This is a genomic window from Oceanobacillus piezotolerans, from assembly GCF_003665065.1.
Classification (GTDB): domain Bacteria; phylum Bacillota; class Bacilli; order Bacillales; family Amphibacillaceae; genus Oceanobacillus; species Oceanobacillus piezotolerans.
The window spans coordinates 268,356-284,873 of record NZ_RCHR01000003.1 but is presented as its reverse complement, the minus strand read 5'-3'; the positions used below and the strand labels follow the sequence as shown (position 1 = coordinate 284,873).

Annotated in this window: 18 protein-coding genes; 11 read left to right on the top strand and 7 right to left on the bottom strand. The window is 36.9% G+C overall.

Going from position 1 to position 16,518, the window contains the following annotated elements; all coding sequences use genetic code 11:
- The first annotated feature begins 25 nt into the window (after positions 1-25).
- From D8M04_RS09450 to D8M04_RS09425, 6 genes are all read left to right on the top strand, one after another.
- A complete protein-coding gene (locus tag D8M04_RS09450) occupies positions 26-1,756 on the top strand; it encodes an ABC transporter ATP-binding protein (RefSeq protein WP_121522674.1) in 1,731 nt (576 codons plus the stop codon).
- On the top strand, positions 1,746-3,554 hold the full coding sequence (locus D8M04_RS09445) for an ABC transporter ATP-binding protein (protein WP_121522673.1): 1,809 nt from the start codon (positions 1,746-1,748) through the stop codon (positions 3,552-3,554). The genes D8M04_RS09450 and D8M04_RS09445 overlap by 11 nt, the downstream gene beginning before the upstream one ends.
- A gap of 199 nt (positions 3,555-3,753) precedes the next feature.
- The gene (locus D8M04_RS09440) at positions 3,754-4,491 is read left to right on the top strand and encodes an alpha/beta hydrolase (protein ID WP_121522672.1); all 738 of its coding nucleotides are present in this window, start codon (positions 3,754-3,756) and stop codon (positions 4,489-4,491) included.
- Between the two features lie 56 nt (positions 4,492-4,547).
- Positions 4,548-5,066, top strand: a complete 519-nt coding sequence (locus D8M04_RS09435) for a YjcG family protein (RefSeq protein ID WP_121522671.1) — start codon at positions 4,548-4,550, stop codon at positions 5,064-5,066.
- Positions 5,063-5,485 (top strand): GNAT family N-acetyltransferase, encoded by a 423-nt coding sequence (locus tag D8M04_RS09430; protein WP_121522670.1) that lies wholly within the window; start codon positions 5,063-5,065, stop codon positions 5,483-5,485. Before D8M04_RS09435 ends, D8M04_RS09430 begins: the two co-directional genes overlap by 4 nt.
- 287 nt (positions 5,486-5,772) lie before the next feature.
- Entirely contained in the window at positions 5,773-6,486 is a 714-nt protein-coding gene (locus tag D8M04_RS09425; RefSeq protein ID WP_121522669.1) for a DUF421 domain-containing protein, read from the top strand.
- 101 nt (positions 6,487-6,587) lie between these two features.
- Here D8M04_RS09425 and D8M04_RS09420 read toward each other — a convergent pair whose 3' ends face one another.
- On the bottom strand, positions 6,588-6,842 hold the full coding sequence (locus D8M04_RS09420) for a hypothetical protein (RefSeq protein WP_121522668.1): 255 nt from the start codon (positions 6,840-6,842) through the stop codon (positions 6,588-6,590).
- Positions 6,843-6,937: 95 nt separating this feature from the next.
- Complete coding sequence (locus D8M04_RS09415; RefSeq protein ID WP_121522667.1) at positions 6,938-7,135, bottom strand: hypothetical protein; 198 nt, start codon at positions 7,133-7,135, stop codon at positions 6,938-6,940.
- A gap of 181 nt (positions 7,136-7,316) precedes the next feature.
- Between D8M04_RS09415 and D8M04_RS09410 the strand changes: the two genes are divergently transcribed.
- On the top strand, positions 7,317-7,799 hold the full coding sequence (locus D8M04_RS09410) for a CotY/CotZ family spore coat protein (RefSeq protein ID WP_121522666.1): 483 nt from the start codon (positions 7,317-7,319) through the stop codon (positions 7,797-7,799).
- A gap of 107 nt (positions 7,800-7,906) precedes the next feature.
- Here D8M04_RS09410 and D8M04_RS09405 read toward each other — a convergent pair whose 3' ends face one another.
- Together D8M04_RS09405 and mgtE are read right to left on the bottom strand one after the other, a co-directional pair.
- Positions 7,907-8,431: a CotO family spore coat protein gene (locus D8M04_RS09405; protein WP_121522665.1), complete on the bottom strand. Its 525-nt coding sequence runs from the start codon at positions 8,429-8,431 to the stop codon at positions 7,907-7,909.
- A 690-nt stretch (positions 8,432-9,121) separates the two neighbouring features.
- On the bottom strand, positions 9,122-10,504 hold the full coding sequence (mgtE, locus tag D8M04_RS09400) for a magnesium transporter (RefSeq protein WP_121523122.1): 1,383 nt from the start codon (positions 10,502-10,504) through the stop codon (positions 9,122-9,124).
- Between the two features lie 495 nt (positions 10,505-10,999).
- Here mgtE and prpE point away from each other — a divergent pair, with 495 nt between their 5' ends.
- Positions 11,000-11,740: a bis(5'-nucleosyl)-tetraphosphatase PrpE gene (prpE, locus tag D8M04_RS09395; protein ID WP_121522664.1), complete on the top strand. Its 741-nt coding sequence runs from the start codon at positions 11,000-11,002 to the stop codon at positions 11,738-11,740.
- Here the strand turns inward: prpE and D8M04_RS09390 are convergent.
- The 3 genes from D8M04_RS09390 to yjbM are packed head-to-tail and all read right to left on the bottom strand — an operon-like array spanning position 11,737 to position 14,103.
- Positions 11,737-12,624 (bottom strand): RluA family pseudouridine synthase, encoded by an 888-nt coding sequence (locus D8M04_RS09390; protein WP_121522663.1) that lies wholly within the window; start codon positions 12,622-12,624, stop codon positions 11,737-11,739. The two genes, prpE and D8M04_RS09390, sit on opposite strands and share 4 nt — an antisense overlap.
- A gap of 15 nt (positions 12,625-12,639) precedes the next feature.
- The gene (locus D8M04_RS09385) at positions 12,640-13,449 is read right to left on the bottom strand and encodes an NAD kinase (RefSeq protein ID WP_121522662.1); all 810 of its coding nucleotides are present in this window, start codon (positions 13,447-13,449) and stop codon (positions 12,640-12,642) included.
- A 45-nt stretch (positions 13,450-13,494) separates the two neighbouring features.
- Positions 13,495-14,103, bottom strand: coding sequence for a GTP diphosphokinase (gene yjbM / locus D8M04_RS09380; RefSeq protein WP_121522661.1), 609 nt, complete (start codon positions 14,101-14,103; stop codon positions 13,495-13,497).
- Positions 14,104-14,386: 283 nt separating this feature from the next.
- Between yjbM and D8M04_RS09375 the strand changes: the two genes are divergently transcribed.
- The 3 genes from D8M04_RS09375 to D8M04_RS09365 all read left to right on the top strand — a co-directional run bounded on the left by D8M04_RS09375 (position 14,387) and on the right by D8M04_RS09365 (position 16,421).
- Positions 14,387-14,959, top strand: coding sequence for a CYTH domain-containing protein (locus D8M04_RS09375; protein WP_121522660.1), 573 nt, complete (start codon positions 14,387-14,389; stop codon positions 14,957-14,959).
- A 163-nt stretch (positions 14,960-15,122) separates the two neighbouring features.
- Entirely contained in the window at positions 15,123-15,509 is a 387-nt protein-coding gene (locus D8M04_RS09370) for a globin domain-containing protein (protein ID WP_121522659.1), read from the top strand.
- Between the two features lie 18 nt (positions 15,510-15,527).
- A complete protein-coding gene (locus tag D8M04_RS09365) occupies positions 15,528-16,421 on the top strand; it encodes a ClpXP adapter SpxH family protein (RefSeq protein ID WP_121522658.1) in 894 nt (297 codons plus the stop codon).
- Positions 16,422-16,518 lie beyond the last annotated feature (97 nt).

Sequence of the window (16,518 nt, the reverse complement as noted above, 5' to 3'; positions counted from 1 at the left end):
ATTACTAAGCTGATGGAGGTTCATTGTGAAACATGTCGTTTCTTTCTTAAAACCATACAAACTCCCTGCTGTTATCGCTTTTTCATTAATGCTTCTGGAGTTATCTGTTGAACTGCTCCTGCCCTTGTTCCTGGGAAAGATGATCAACGAAGGTGTTATGAATCAAAATATAGATAATATTATTATCTGGGGAAGTTTAATGATTGGCCTTTCACTATTCGCATTTGCAGCTGGGATTATAAATTCATTTTTCTCTTCCCATGTAAGCTCTTCCTTTGGCTATGATTTACGGCAGAAACTATTTGAAAAAATACAAGCTTTCTCCTTTAATAATTTGAATCAATACCCAACTTCCGGTCTAGTAACCCGATTTACGAACGATGTACGTCAGGTGCAGAATACGATCTTTATGGGATTAAGAATTATGGCGAAGGCACCTTTAATTGTTCTAGGTGGGGTCATTATGGCCTTTGTCGTTAATAGCAGGTTAGCTATTATTTTTCTGTTTACCGTTCCATTCCTAATTCTGTTTTTATTAATATTACTAAAATTTGCCAGTAAGATGTTTCGAAGAGTTCAAGGTAATGTGGATAGGGTGAATACAGTCATGCAAGAGAATTTAATCGGGATGCGGCTAATTAAAGCCTTCAATCGCAAAGGATTTGAAAAAGACCGTTTCAATGAGGCGAATATTAATTTGGCAGCATCTACAAGGAAAACATTCCGATTCATTGAAGCTTCTACTCCAGTTTTGTTTCTAGTAATGAACCTGAGCATCGTGTTTATCCTATGGTTTGGAAATACCTATATCACTTCCAACATAACGAATGTGGGAGAAGTTGTTACCGTTGTAAACTACGCATTGAGAGTGTCGATGTCCATCTCTATGTTCTCCTTTATCATTATGGCCATCTCTCGTACTAAAGCTTCAGCTGAGCGAATTGGAGAAGTATTCGATGCAGAAATAGACTTAACAGACCAAATAAATGCGGAGAACAAAACGACCGTTACGCATGGAAAAGTCGAATATAAACAAGTAGCTTTCTTTTACCAGAATACAAGTAAAAAAGTGATAAACAATATCTCCTTCACCGTACAATCCGGGGAGAGATTAGCCCTCATGGGAGCAACTGGAGCTGGAAAAACATCACTCGTTCAATTAATCCCAAGACTCTATGATGCCTCAGAAGGAGAAATTCTAATTGATAATGTGCCAATAAAGAACTTTAGATTAAATGAGCTTCGCTTGACAATCGGCTATGTCCCGCAGAGCCCTCTGCTCTTCTCTGGTACGATCAAAGATAATATTGCCTGGGGAAAACAAGGTGCGACAGAGAAGGAAATCATTCAAGCAGCCAAAGATGCTCAAATTCATCGCACTATAATGGATTTACCAAATCAATATGATACAAGGGTAGGGCAAAAAGGGGTTAATTTATCAGGTGGTCAAAAACAGCGTATATCGATTGCCAGAGCTTTAATCAGAAAACCGAAAATCCTTATTCTTGACGATAGCACAAGTGCACTTGATCTAGAAACGGAAGCAAAACTGCTAGAAGCCATTCAACATTATCACTGTACGATGTTCATTATTACGCAGAAAGTTTCTACTGCTAGGAATGCCAATAAGATTATTTTATTAAATGAAGGAGAAATTCTTGCTCAAGGAACACATGAATTATTATTAAGTGAAACAAAATTATATAAAAAAATAGTGGAATCCCAATCTGGAAAGGAATTTGCAAATGCTCACTAATCAACTAAAATCCCCCTTTCAATATAAAAAAATTCCAATTAGCAAGGAGGATTCCGCAGAGAAGAAACGTGCCAAAAATATGGGAGCTACTCTAAATCGAATTGGAAAATACTTAGCGAAGGAAAAGTGGAAATTATCTCTTGTTATCCTTATGGTAGCAGCTACCTCTGGATTAAGCTTAATAGGACCCTATTTAGTTGGAATGGCAATTGATGATTTTATTGTTTCCAGAGAAATTGCAGGATTTGGCATCTTATTAATGAATTTAATCCTTGTCTATTTTTTGCATTCAATTGCAATGTTTTTTCAAAACTACTGGATGATTGGAATTGCACAGAATACCGTCTATGATTTAAGAAAAGATTTATTTCAGCATTTCCATCGATTACCAATCTCTTTCTTCGATAAACGTCAGCACGGAGAATTAATGAGTAGATTAACCAATGATATAGATAATGTAAATCATGTATTGAACTCTTCCGTTATTCAGATTATATCTAGTGTGTTAACACTAGTTGGAACAATCCTCATCATGCTCTCATTAAGTCCGATTTTAACAGCTGTAACCATGACGATTATTCCTATCATGTTCCTTTCCATAAGGTGGATTACGAAACGAACAGGACCTCTATATAAAATGCAGCAGCGCGATATTGGGGATGTAAATGGCTATGTGGAAGAAATCCTTTCAGGTCAGCATGTTGTTAAAACCTACTCTCAGGAGAGCACTGTCATCGAAGAATTTGAGAGAAAAAATAAAAGCTTAAGAAATACAGGATTCTGGGCACAAACCATCGCCGGTTTTACCCCGAAAGTGATGAATACACTGAATTTCTTAAGCTTTGGCTTCATCGCTTTTGTAGGAGGAGTTTTAGCAATCCATTCAACTCTAGTTACAATTGGGGTGATTGTGATTTTCACAGAATATGCAAGACAATTCACAAGGCCTTTAAATGAGCTGTCCAATCAATTCAATCTGCTGTTATCCGCCATAGCAGGAGCGGAAAGAGTGTTTCATGTACTGGATGAACCGATGGAAGAGATAGATGAGGAGAATGCAATAGAGTATAAAATTCAAAAAGGACATATTGAATTTAGGGATGTTACTTTTGCTTATGAAGATAAACCTATATTAAAGAACATTAGTTTTGAAGCCAAGCCAAATGAAACGATTGCATTTGTTGGACATACTGGTGCAGGAAAAACAACAATTATCAATCTTATTTCGCGTTTCTATAATTATGATAGCGGGAACATTATGATTGACGGAATGAACATTCAGAAGATCAAGCGGGCAAGCTTACGAAAACATATGGCCTTTGTACTTCAAGAATCCTTTTTATTCAAGGGTACAATCAAAGAAAATATCCGATATGGAAAGCTGGATGCAAGTGATGAAGATATTATTCAAGCTGCAACAGACGCGAATGCACATGAATTTATTATGAAGCTCCCTGAAAAATACGACACATATTTAGACCAAGAAGGCAGCGGTATAAGCAAGGGACAGAAACAGCTTATTACAATAGCCCGTGCTCTTCTAGCAGAGCCAACCATTCTTATTCTTGATGAGGCAACAAGCAATATTGATACGGTTACAGAAATCAAGATTCAAGAAGCACTAGCAAGGTTAATGAAAGGAAGAACGTGCTTAGTTATTGCTCATCGCTTAAACACCATACAAGAAGCTGATCAAATTATCATGTTAAAACAAGGAAGAATTATTGAAAAAGGTAATCACGAATCTCTCATTAAACAGAGAGGTCATTACTACCAGCTATATAAAGGACAGCTATAATCGATAATAAGTGAAACTTCACTCAGTGAGATGGTGGCAAAGGTTGTGAAATAACGCCCTCCTCCATTTATAATTCTTTTATTCTCCATAGATTCTTTAAGTGAGGGGATTAAAGCCATTTTATTAGCGAGAAAAAATCGAAAAAAATATAGATAAATGGTAAAATAAGTATATCCACTTATCTAAGGGGGCTGATACAATGGGAAGAAAAGGAACCATGACAGAAAAAACCATCGATAGTAATTATTTACAAGAAGAACACACCATTAAAATCTACCAGCCTGAAACTTTCTCTCCCTTGTATAGATACAATATTTGTATCATGCAAGACGGAAACGATTACTTTCAAATGGGCAGAGTAGCAACCTTTAGTGATCGACTGCATGAGGATGGGAATATCAGTAACACAGTTTTTGTTGGAATCCATTATAAAAATAGGCAGGACAGGCGTAATAAGTACCATCCAAACGGTAAAGAACATGAAGCTTATACAAAGTTTATTGTGCACGAACTTGTTCCACTTCTAGACGAGATGATTCCATCTAACCAATTAGGGAGTACGCGTGCCTTAATGGGGGATTCTCTTGCAGGAACCTTTGCCCTTGTAACAGCACTAACATACCCGAATACTTTTGGTAAGGTGATTATGCATTCCCCTTATATTGATGAAGCTGTGCTGCAATTGGTTAGAGACTCAGAAATTGACTTTTCTACCATCGATTTTTACCATATAATCGGTACCAGAGAAGATGAAGCCGTTCTATCAGATGGAAAAGTAGAGGATTTATTAACACCAAACCGCGAATTGAATCATCTCTTGAATAAGAAAGGCGCGAATTATACCTATCATGAAATAGAAGATGGAAACCATACTTGGAAATACTGGCAAAAAGACATGCCACATACACTATCAACCATGTTTAATGATTTGGATTAGGCCATCAGTTAATTCCAAGATAATTAATTTTAATATAAATTTCAGGAGGTCATTTTATGAAATATGGTATTGCAATCTTTCCGTCAAAACCTATCCAAGATGAAGCTAATTCATACCGTAAACGTTATGACTCACATTATGCACTAATTCCACCTCACATTACGTTAAAATCAGGATTCGAAGCAGATGATGCGACCATAGAGGAATTAATTGTGGAGCTTAAGCACATTGCAAATGCTACGAAACCATTTAAAGTAAATATTAATAAAGTAAGTAACTTCTCTCCTGTTTCGAATACCATCTACTTTAAGGTGGAACCCACTCAGGAGTTAGTGGAACTACAGCAGCAACTTCATAGAGGTAAATTCACTAACAATATGCAGCACAGTTTTGTTCCGCATATTACAATTGCACAAAACCTAAGTGATGATGAATTTTCTGATGTGGTTGGGACTCTTAAAATGACTAAATTCGAGTTTGAAGATTCTATTGATCGCTTTCAATTATTATATCAACTAGATAATGGTTCATGGACTGTTTATGAAACATTTGTATTTGGAAAGGAAAAGGTATGAACATCAAAATAGTAATGACACCTGAAGAACGTGAACAAGCTTTTCAAGTAAGACTAGAAGTGTTTGTTCATGAACAAAAAGTTCCAAAAGAAATCGAGCTAGATGAATTTGATGATACTGCTATGCATTTCCTAGCACTTGATAACCATAAGCCCATTGCTGCGAGCAGATTACGTTTTGTCGAAGAATATGGTAAGTTAGAACGAATCTGTGTGCTCAAAGGTTACCGCGGAAAGTCGATTGGGAAGGCGCTAATTCAGGCCATGGAAGTAGAGATAAAGGAAAAGGGCTATAAAAAAGCGAAGTTAAATGCTCAGATTCATGCTGTGGAATTCTATAGCAAGTTAGGATATGAAACAGTCTCAGATGAATTTATGGATGCTGGGATTCCGCATGTAACCATGATAAAAGCATTATAAACAGTTAGCCTTTAATGCTTAGTAAACAAAATAAAAAACAGCTTAAAGTCTGGTAAACATATGTTTATCAGGCTTTTCAAATACACTTTTACATTGAGAATAACGTTTCCCTCTCCCCTGCCTCCATAAACAAGCCAACATAAACGAACCCGTAAACCTCCCATCCAGATTTTTTCAAAAGGAGATATATAATTGCCATACCTTCTATACATTTTTTGTAAGCATGTTTCTTCTCCAAATGGTTATGATATGAAGTGAATGTTTAAAATACTAGGGGGAAATTCACTATGACGATAAATTTCGGTACGATGTTTATTGAAACACTATTTGGCTTTCTTGCATTATTCCTGACAACAAAAATTCTGGGAAAAACACAGATATCACAAATTACTCCATTTGATTTTATTTCAGCTTTGTTATTAGGTGAATTAGTGGGAAATGCCCTGTTCGATGATAAAGCAGGTGTGCCAGAGATAGCATTTGTAGTAGGAATATGGGGCATAATGATGTATTCACTTGAAATTATTACACAAAAGTACAAGCGAACTCGAAATCTTATTGAAGGCAGTCCCTCCATCGTGATCTACAATGGGAAGCTAGTTAGGGACGTAATGGAAAAAAATAAGCTTGATATAAATCAACTCCAGCATTTACTCCGATCTAAAGATGTCTTTACCTTACAGGAAGTTGAATTTGCAATTTTAGAATCAAATGGGACATTATCTGTTTTAAAAAAGTCAGATTATCAAACTCCAACCAGGAAAGATTTGAACTTATCTCCCCAGGAAATTAATTTATCAACTACCCTAGTCAATGATGGAGAAATCATCTATGATAACCTAAAAGAAAAGAACCTTACAGAGGACTGGCTCCACAATCAATTAACAGAACAAGGATATAAGGATATTAAAGAGATATTCTATGCTGAATATACGAAAGGAGAACCTTTATTCCTCTTACCATTCTATAATCGAAATCATCAAAAATGGGATGTTGAATAAACATCCCATTTAAGTTAGTCAATCAATATTCTTAATGCTTTTGAAAAACTTATCATATCAAATTTGGTAGCCATAGAAATCTCACTTCTAATTTTTATAGCTTAAATCGTTTCATTAACATACTTACCTTTGAAGTGGAGAGTTTCCAATTCAACATCTGAGCGATAAGTTTGGTAAGGAGAAGTGGGTTTCTGGTATATACGGTCATACTTTCCTTTTAGATCTTGGTGTTTCTTTTCTAGCACTGCTTTAAACGGCTTTTCCACAGATTTTGCTTGATTAGGCTGCTTATTTTTTATTATTCGGCTATGATACTGACTATATTGGTAATTCTCTAATGGCAATATATACCCCAATATCATCCCTCCCCATCTGTATTAAAGCTTTCGAATACATATCTAAATTTACGGCCGTTCTATTATTACTTTCCCGAATCACCTAATAAATATGTCTACGACTCAAAATAATTTTCTAATTTCTTCATTACTTTCTCAATGTTACTTATCTCTTCTAAAAATTCCTTATTCCAAGCTCCTGCATTTTTTTCAAAACTTTTCATTTTTTTCTCTGGCTGTTGAAACCACTTTTCATTTTTTTCCAGATGCTTTTCAATCACTTTAACGTTATAAAGTAATTTATCTTTGTCCATGAGATCACCCTTCCCTTTAATAGCTTATGAATAGAAAAGGGGACTGCCTAGGTAGCTATCATGAAAAATCATCAAACTATAAGTCAAACCTCCAGAAATATCAATATATGCCCACACCATATGTACCAGGATACATATTCTATTAAGGAAAGTTCACCAAATAACGAAAGGAGCTATTATCATGGGTTGTGGGAAAAATCATGACACAGGAAACTGTGTAGAAGATATTCTTAGAGATATAGTGGAAGCACAAAATGATATTATAGAGAATTGCTGTGATACTAGTTGTGAGCAGTCAATCAGTGACCTATTAGGAGAAACTGATAACCCAAATGGTTTAGATACAGTACCAGTTATTCTTTATTGTAAAGATTGCAAACCATTTAAAGGGTTCGGTGCAGAGAGAAAAATTCATAACGGTTTTGGGATGAGCGATATTGTAGCAAGCTTTATCTTCCGAGTGAAAAAAGTGGATGAAGATGGCTGTGCTGTATTAGAATTACTATTAGCTGATGGTCAAACTTGTGGTAAGGACCACTTAAAAGATCCAACAGATCAGGATACGAAAAGATTAGAGGGCACTGGAATCTGTATTACAGTAGACTTGGACTGCTTCTGCCATGTTACTTGCTTACCAGCAATCAGTATATTTAACAATGACTAATATATAAAGTGAAACTTGTACTCAGTGGAGATTTTACAGCAAGTTAATCTGGATAATGAGCACCAAAGAGATGGTTCATCCTACTCATTGGTGCTCCCTTTATTGCCTCAAAAACCTAATAATCTAATTTGACTAATTTCCTTAAAATCTATTTCAACCGAACGTCTCCCCGTTTGCATGTAAACAATACCCTCTTTGAAATCTTGAATAAATCCTTTATAAGATTTATCATTTACCTTAATCTCACATTTTAGTTTTGGGGCGTAGTCTGATGTATCTAAAAAATAATTCACCTTTTCCTCTAAGGATAAATCTTTAAATTGCTTCCGTTCGGACTGTTTCTCCTGAATTATTGTTTTCTCTTTTTCTTTCTGGTATGTTGGACCAGTTGATTCAGAGGTTGAGCTTTCCGTTTCCCCCATCTCTTCTGTATTAACTTTATCCATTATTCGCTGTTTCATCATGTTCTGCTTCGGCCGGACTCTTTGTACGGTTGATTTATTATCATTAATGGATGCTTCCTTACTCTTTCTTGGTGTTACATAATGATCCTGCATCAATGCTCTTGGAGGAGCGATGGAAGGCTGATTAATAAATAATACAGGGCCCTTTGCATACCTCTTCTCTTTCATGTCTCTCTCTCCTTTGTAGTACCATTTACTATCCTAGTATATGTAGGACACTTTTTGGATGTGCAAATGCCTACTTCTTTGTTGGAAAACTGGCTGGAACAAAGGCGCAAGCGCCCTTACAGGCTAAAAACGTGACGTCCTGTCGCAACGCCTGGGACTGCGGTTACTCGTCCCATCAAAAAGCGTTTGTACTAGCACGTCCTGTGCGTCGTAGCAACGTACAAACTGCGCCCCACAGGACAAGGAACGCTTCGGCAGCGAAACATCGCACGCAGAAAAAGTGGCTTTCTTTTTCAAGGACGTGGGGTGAATCGACGTTGGGACTGCGATTACTCGTCCCATCGAGAAGATCTGCCACGTGATATGGCGTTCTTAGTCGAACTTCTCTTACCCGCATTGAGATAAAGGAAACATGCCCCTTTATGGGGTACGCCGACGTTGGCGGAAGCCAGTTTTAGTCGGCGCACCCTATGACTTAATTAAGGAAGTTCAACTAAGTTGAACGTTATCGTAGTGGAGGAGCGTGAAGTTTGGGACTGCGCAATGCTCGTCCCACCAAAAGATCTGCTTAGCTTTAGCGCTGGAGCCGGACGGGGCTTTTCTTCATGATAAGGAATATCCACAGGTCGTTCATTTTATAATTTCCTAGGCTGTAATAAAAAACACCTTCCCATGGGGAAGATGTGCGATTCATAAATAGGCCATAAACGTAGTAGCTAAGCCAAAATAGATAAGAACAGATATAATGTCATTGATAGTAGTGATAAATGGACCCGAGGCTACTGCTGGGTCAATGTTAAAGCGATCCATAATCATTGGAACAAGAGAACCTGCTATAGTCGCAACCACAATAGAAGCCATAATGGAAACACCGACAAGAATTCCGAGGAAAAGATCGTCTTTCCAGAAGAAAATGACAAAGGAAATGACAATGCCACAGACGGTACCTGTAATAAACCCTGTTGCTGTTTCCCTGAATATTAATTTGATTTTCCCTGTATTCTCGTAGTCTCCGGTTGCTAGACCACGGACAGCAACGGCTAGTGCTTGTGTTCCAGAATTCCCTGCCATTCCAGCGATTAAAGGGATAAAAATAGCTAGTACAGCTACTTGATCTAGAGTCTGTTCGAACTGACCAATTAAACTGGCTGTGAACATTCCCATAAATAAAAGGATAACTAACCAAGGCAATCGCTTTTTAGCAGCAGAGAAGGCATTATCATTCGGGCGGTCTGTTTCAGATATCCCGGCTAGTTTTGAATAATCCTCACTTGCCTCTTCTTCCATTACATCTAAAATATCGTCAACTGTGATAATCCCTAAAAGGTGATCTTGAAAGTCTACAACTGGGAGTGCTAAGAAATCATAGTCCCGAAACATTTGGGCGATTTCCTCTTGGTCTCTCGCAACAGATACAGCTACAATATTCTCACTCATTATTTCACCGATAAGTGTAGAATCAGAAGAAATAATTAGGTCACGTAGAGAAACAACACCAACTAAGCGTTTGTCATCATCAAGTACATATAAATAATATATGGTTTCAGCTTCTTGGGCTTTTTGCTTTAAATGAAGCAGTGCCTCATTTACTGTTTGCGATTTTAATATCGCTACATATTCGGTAGTCATAATACTACCGGCGGTTTTTTCTTCATAATGCAGCAAGTGTTTTATCTCATTAGCAGCATCTTTATCCATTATGGTTAAAAAACTTACAACTGCATCTTTATCTAGCTGATTTAATGTATCAACTGCATCATCGGCAGGCATTTGCGAAAAGACCATTGCAGCAAATCTAGGATCCATTTCCATAAAAAATCCTTTTGTTTCCTCTAGTTCAATATTTATCATAACGTCTGCAAGCTCATTTGGAGCTAAGTAAGCATAGATAAGCATACGATTTTCTTTCGATTGTTCGTTAAAAAACATTGCTTGATCGTATGGATGCATTTCTAGAAATACTTCTCTGAATTCATCCATATCTTTATTATTTAATGTAGTCAATACATTTTCTGAATATTCTTTATACTTTTCTTCATATTGCTCTTCATAATTTGCATTGGTTTCTTCCATATGATAACTTCCTTTCTCGTATGGACCTTCAGTTTTATTGTTTTCCCCTTCTTCTCTTTTATGAAACGACAAAGTGAAACTTCACCTAGTTGGGAGTTCCTTACATCTCTCACCGGCAAGGTACAAAGACTATACCCGCTACGTCCTTGGACTCCCCGACGGAAGCCTTTTGTGGTAACATCTTTGTGACCTCCATCTTGTAGGCCGACCGAATTGGGCGTTCGATAAGAATTACTCCCCCACTTACATTTTTTGTATTCTCCACGTAAATGGTCTTATAGCCGACTTACTGCGATAAAAAGACAATTATAGGATACAATGTGGATAGCATATAAACTTAGATGAACCTGCTAGTGATTAAAGCAGCACGTACTATTAATCGTAAAACAAAAGCAGATCGATGTTTCATTTTACCATTCATATTATAATATAAACAAACGCTAATATATCTGCATGTAGTTGCCTAGTGATAACAAAAAAAAAGAGGTGCTATAAATGAAGATTGATGTAATTGGGGATGTACATGGTTGCTTTGAAGAACTCAAGCACTTATTTATGGTTTTGGGGTATAAGGAAAAGGATAATATTTTTATACATCCAGATGGAAGAATTCCTGTATTTGTCGGTGACATAACAGACAGGGGTCCTGCTTCTATCGCTGTCTTGCAATTAGTTTATACAATGGTTGTAAAAAACAAAATAGCGAAATACGTTCCTGGAAATCACTGCAACAAACTGTACCGCTTCTTTTTAGGCAATAAAGTCCAACTTAAACATGGACTTGAAACAACAGTTGCAGAATTTGAAGCAAGGAATGGGAAGGAGCAAACCGAGATAAAAAAACAGTTTAAAATACTTTATGAACAAGCCCCACTATATCTCGAAATTAAAGAACAAAACGCGGTAGTAGCGCACGCAGGAATAAAAGAGGATTTGATTGGACAAACAGGTAAAAGGGTTCAGACATTTGTATTATATGGTGATATAACTGGCGAGTCTCACTCAGACGGTCGCCCGATTCGCAGAGATTGGGCCAAATCTTACCAAGGTAATAAATGGATTATCTATGGACATACTCCAGTATTGGAACCAAGAATAAAAAATAAAACCATTAACATTGATACCGGATGTGTATTCGGCAACAAGTTAACGGCTTTTCGATTGCCTGAAGAAGAGACCGTTTCCGTTCCCTCTTTACAAGAATTTGTTGAAGAGAAATTTAGAAACTTGGATTAGTCCTTTTCTATCCTTTTAAGTGCGGAAAGCATATCATCTGGAAGATTAGATGTTATTTGTATCATTTCATGACTAAAAGGATGCTCAAATGTAAGCTCATAACAATGTAAAGCTTGTCGATTGATTATGTTGGTTTGGCCTCCATACAAATCATCTCCAGCTAATGGATGATGCAGATAAGCGAAATGAACACGGATTTGGTGCGTTCTTCCTGTCTCAAGCTGAATATCCAGCAGGGAATGAGAAGTATAAGTGTTTAGCCTCCTATAATGTGTAAGTGCAGGCTTTCCTGTTTCTAAAACCATTCTTTCAATGATTGAGTCTTTTTTCCGACCTATAGGGGCATCAATCTTTCCTTCTTTCTCTGCTGGTATTCCCTCTACGATTGCTTGGTACTTGCGTTTGATTTTTCCCGATTTCTGTGAGGCAGCTAATAAAGAATGACTGTAGCGATGTTTCGCAATAAGCACCAGCCCTGATGTATCCCTATCCAATCTTGTTACGACATGAACTGTATACGGGATGTCCATTTTTTCATAATATGCCAGAAGTCCATTTGCTAGTGAAGCTGCTGGATGATGCAAAGAGGGAATAGTCGGAATTCCTGCAGGTTTATCGATAACCACCACAGCTTCGTCCTCATATACAATATTTAGGGGTATGTTTTCCTTTTTCATATATGTTCCGATAGTTTCAGGTGGAAATACAACTTGTAGCTGGTCTCCTTCTAGCAGAACATGCCTTACCGTTCTTTCCAGCCCATTAACCAGAATCTTCCCATTCTTCTTAACATCGATTAATATTCTTCTGGAAAAGCGCCCAACGTCCTTTAGGTAATCACGAACAAGCATCTTGTGATGCTCTTGGCTAATGACCCACTTCATATTATAAAATCCTCACTACAAATTATTATTATCCTCAGCAACAAACGAATCCCTCACCCTATTCCAAAAAGGAAATTGGCGAAATCTCGCAAAGCGAATTCTTTCTTTCGCTACCCGACATTGAATGGACTTTACATTATTATAAGTTCGACTAAAGTGATCGATAGCAATAATAAAGCTCTTTTCCTTGATTGGCTCGAGTAAGCATGTATGGTGTTTCGGTAAAATCAACGGAGAACCTATTGTACGAAATATTCGATTATTAATAGATGCCATTTCTGTTAATTGTATCGTTTCAATCGATGGATGGATAATTGCCCCTCCAAGCGCCTTATTATAGGCAGTACTGCCAGAAGGTGTTGAAATACATATACCGTCTCCTCTAAAGGTTTCAAAGTGCTCTCCTTTTATTTTAACATCAAAAACTACAGATCCTTCTGCTGTCTTAATCATTGCTTCATTTAACGCAAGCAAACGGTCTTCCTTTTTGCCGCTTTTATCTCGGATTATGACCTCTAATAACGGATATTCAACAATTTGATATGGTGTTTTTGCAATTTCAATAATTAACTTCTCTAGTTCTTCTGGTGTATAATCCGCATAAAAACCTAGATGTCCTGTATGCACACCAATGAATGCTGTTTTATCTAAGCGATGAACATAGCGATGAAAAGCCTCGAGAAAGGTGCCATCTCCCCCAACTGAAATAACGAGATCTGGTTCTTCCCTATTATATTCCAAATCAAATTCGGTTAAGTATTGCTTCATCGTTGCTTTTATTTTTTCAGATCGATTATCCCCTCTGGAAACAATTTTAAATTTCATTGTATCCTCCTAATCTCTAACCAAGTTTAAGGCCTTTCATTTTTCCTATTTGCGACGAAATGCTCGTTGCGCCTCTTGAATTTCATGCTTTATTTTTGACATTTCTTCATCTAATTTAAATGCCGCTTCCGCAGCGCGCTGTAATCTTTCTTTTACCTCGACCGGGATTTCTCCAGCATATTTATAATTCAATGAATGCTCATTCGTAGCCCAGAAATTCATAGCCAGTGTACGGATTTGTATCTCCGCTAATACCAATTTTTTCTCTTGAATCATTTCGACTGGATACTCTATAATTAAGTGGTATGAACGATAGCCACTCTCTTTTTTTCTTGTAATATAGTCCTTTTCCTCTACTATTGTAAAGTCATTCCTACCACGAAGCATCTTAACGATCGTGTAAATATCATCTACAAACTGGCATACTACACGAATTCCAGCAATATCATAAATCTCTTTTTCAATATTATCCAGAGGAATATTTCTTGTCTTCGCTTTTTCTAATATACTTGGAATCGGTTTTACTCTTCCAGTGACAAATTCAATGGGAGAGTGGCTACTCTGGTGTTCAAACTGAGTCCGTGTTCCTTTTAATTTTACTTTTAGTTCTTCCACTGCTTGTTTATAAGGAGCAAGCATAGGTTCCCAATTCATAACAACACACTCCTACAACAAAATTATAGCCTAAATTATTTTAACATACTAGCGTCTGATTCAATTCTTTGCATAATAATAAGGAATTGGCCATAATCAATAATAATAGAAGGATTAATTGAAAAAAAATCGCATCTTTCTTTATAGGATGGTTTTATAGTTGAGAAGTTAACTAGGTAATTTTTTAACTATTCTCAACAAGAAGACAGGCATTGCTTTACATTGGGTAATCCCCTATGTTTTACTATACATTCCTAATACTACCGTAAAGGAGGTTTGGAACATGACACAAGAGATAGAAATTGAATTTAAAAACTTGTTAACTAAAAAAGAATTTGACTTATTGTTAAGTCAGTTGCCCTTCCCTATGGATGGAATCAAGCAAACGAATTACTATTTCGAGACAGATGATTTCTCTTTAAAATCCAAAGGTAGTGCATTAAGGATTCGTGAAAAAGAAGGCAACTATTACCTTACACTTAAGGAGCCTCATATGTTAGGTCTACTAGAGACCCATGAACAAATAACAAAAGAGGAAGCTTACAAATGGAGAAATAATGAATTTGTTCCAAAGGCAACCATCTCCAAACAATTAACCAATCTGGGAATTGTTGAAAAAGAACTTCGTTTCCTTGGAGAATTAACGACTATCCGAAGAGAAATCCCCTATCATGGGACATTACTTGTTTTGGACTATAGTATATATAATAATGAATCAGATTATGAATTAGAGCTGGAAGCAAATAATAAAGATGATGGCATTTATACTTTCCAACAAATTCTGGATACCTTTCAAATTGAAAGAAAAGAGACACCAAATAAAATTGAAAGATTTTACCGTTCTCTACTAAAGTGAACTTCTCCCTGTGGGTTTATAAATCATACCGACGTGTTAGCCCCACATGGAGAGCTCCACAACCGCAAAATAGGTCATGGCTCATTTTTGTAGTAAATCAGATTGGTTGCCCTTCTCTCCCTTTCCTTGCTAAAATATATACAAAATCTGCAAGGAGAGTATGATGATCGAAAATAAACATGGAACCATCTACGAGGCCATTGGTGGCTTTGAAACAATAGAGCAAATTGTTAACGCCTTTTATAAAAGGGTTGGAAAGCACCCGGATTTAATACCAATTTTCCCAACTGATTTAACCGAAACGGCCAGGAAACAAACATTATTCTTAACTCAATTTTTTGGCGGACCAAGGCTCTATGAAGAGGAACGAGGCCATCCAATGATGAGAAGAAGACATTTACCATTTCCCATTACACCTACTAGAAGAGACGCTTGGCTTCACTGTATGAAAGAAGCACTTGAGGAAGCAGGTTTGGAGGAGCCATATCGTACAATCATGTTTGAAAAATTGACCTTAACAGCTAACCATATGATGAATACACCTGAATAAAGGAAAGGAGAATTCGATGTGAGTTGGAATCAATTTGGGCTAAAGAATGCAGATAAAGCAAACAGTTCAGAACCGTACACATCGAAGGAGTTAAGTCCAAAACCAGTAGAAATGTACGTTTTTATTGATCCTCTTTGCCCAGAATGCTGGTCGTTAGAACCTTTTTTAAAGAAATTATCAGTAGAGTATGGAAGATTCTTCACCGTACGAATCATAGTTAGCAATTTTTTAAATGCGATGGATGCTAACGATCCTAATAAGCACATCAAATTAAGAGAACATTGGGAAAGAGTTGCAAGACGTACAGGTATGAGTTGTGATGGCGATTTCTGGTTAGAAAATTCGATAGCCAATCCATGGAACGTGTCCATCGCAATTAAAGCTGCAGAAATTCAGGGGAAAAAAGCAGGTAAAGCTTTTTTAAGAAAAACGCAGGAGAAACTTTTTCTTCATAAATTAGACATATCTGATGAGGAAGTATTAATGCAAATTTCAGAAGAAGCCAAGATTGATACAGAAGAATTTGCGGAAGATTTATACTCTGAAACAGCTAAGAAAGCATTTCAATGCGATGTTAAACTTACTAGGGAAATGGATATTAAATCTACTCCAACTTTAGTCTTTTTCAATCAATCAAATGACGAGCAAGGAGTTAAGATTACTGGTCTTTACCCTTATGAAGTATATGAACTTATTTTACAAGAAATTCTGCAAATGAGTCCTATTCCATCAGAGAAGCCGCCCTTAGAGACATTTATAAAGGATAATGGGATTGTCGGAAGTAAAGAAATCTCAGTGGTATATGATTGGACCCCTTCTAAAACAGAGAAGGAAATGAAAAAATTACTATTCAAACAGAAGGTCAGTCGAATTCATGCGAAGTACGGAACCTTTTGGAAATATAAGCATTAAAAAAGGATATACGGGGCAGCGTATATCCTTTTTCTTCCGTTCTTTGTATCGAATACAAAGGGGGATGGGAGAAAGTTTCATGATCAAACAAAAGGGG

Bases quoted from the DNA above. Each gene is read 5' to 3' on its own strand.
- D8M04_RS09405 (WP_121522665.1), bottom strand. From the start codon at position 8,431: ATGAAAGAGAAGAGGTATGCAAAGGGCCCTGTATTATTTATTAATCAG.
- D8M04_RS09440 (WP_121522672.1), top strand. From the start codon at position 3,754: ATGGGAAGAAAAGGAACCATGACAGAAAAAACCATCGATAGTAATTAT.
- D8M04_RS09375 (WP_121522660.1), top strand. From the start codon at position 14,387: ATGACACAAGAGATAGAAATTGAATTTAAAAACTTGTTAACTAAAAAA.
- D8M04_RS09370 (WP_121522659.1), top strand. From the start codon at position 15,123: ATGATCGAAAATAAACATGGAACCATCTACGAGGCCATTGGTGGCTTT.
- prpE (WP_121522664.1), top strand. From the start codon at position 11,000: ATGAAGATTGATGTAATTGGGGATGTACATGGTTGCTTTGAAGAACTC.
- D8M04_RS09410 (WP_121522666.1), top strand. From the start codon at position 7,317: ATGGGTTGTGGGAAAAATCATGACACAGGAAACTGTGTAGAAGATATT.
- D8M04_RS09385 (WP_121522662.1), bottom strand. From the start codon at position 13,449: ATGAAATTTAAAATTGTTTCCAGAGGGGATAATCGATCTGAAAAAATA.
- D8M04_RS09430 (WP_121522670.1), top strand. From the start codon at position 5,063: ATGAACATCAAAATAGTAATGACACCTGAAGAACGTGAACAAGCTTTT.
- D8M04_RS09435 (WP_121522671.1), top strand. From the start codon at position 4,548: ATGAAATATGGTATTGCAATCTTTCCGTCAAAACCTATCCAAGATGAA.
- D8M04_RS09390 (WP_121522663.1), bottom strand. From the start codon at position 12,624: ATGAAGTGGGTCATTAGCCAAGAGCATCACAAGATGCTTGTTCGTGAT.
- D8M04_RS09445 (WP_121522673.1), top strand. From the start codon at position 1,746: ATGCTCACTAATCAACTAAAATCCCCCTTTCAATATAAAAAAATTCCA.
- D8M04_RS09425 (WP_121522669.1), top strand. From the start codon at position 5,773: ATGACGATAAATTTCGGTACGATGTTTATTGAAACACTATTTGGCTTT.
- mgtE (WP_121523122.1), bottom strand. From the start codon at position 10,504: ATGGAAGAAACCAATGCAAATTATGAAGAGCAATATGAAGAAAAGTAT.
- yjbM (WP_121522661.1), bottom strand. From the start codon at position 14,103: ATGAATTGGGAACCTATGCTTGCTCCTTATAAACAAGCAGTGGAAGAA.
- D8M04_RS09415 (WP_121522667.1), bottom strand. From the start codon at position 7,135: ATGGACAAAGATAAATTACTTTATAACGTTAAAGTGATTGAAAAGCAT.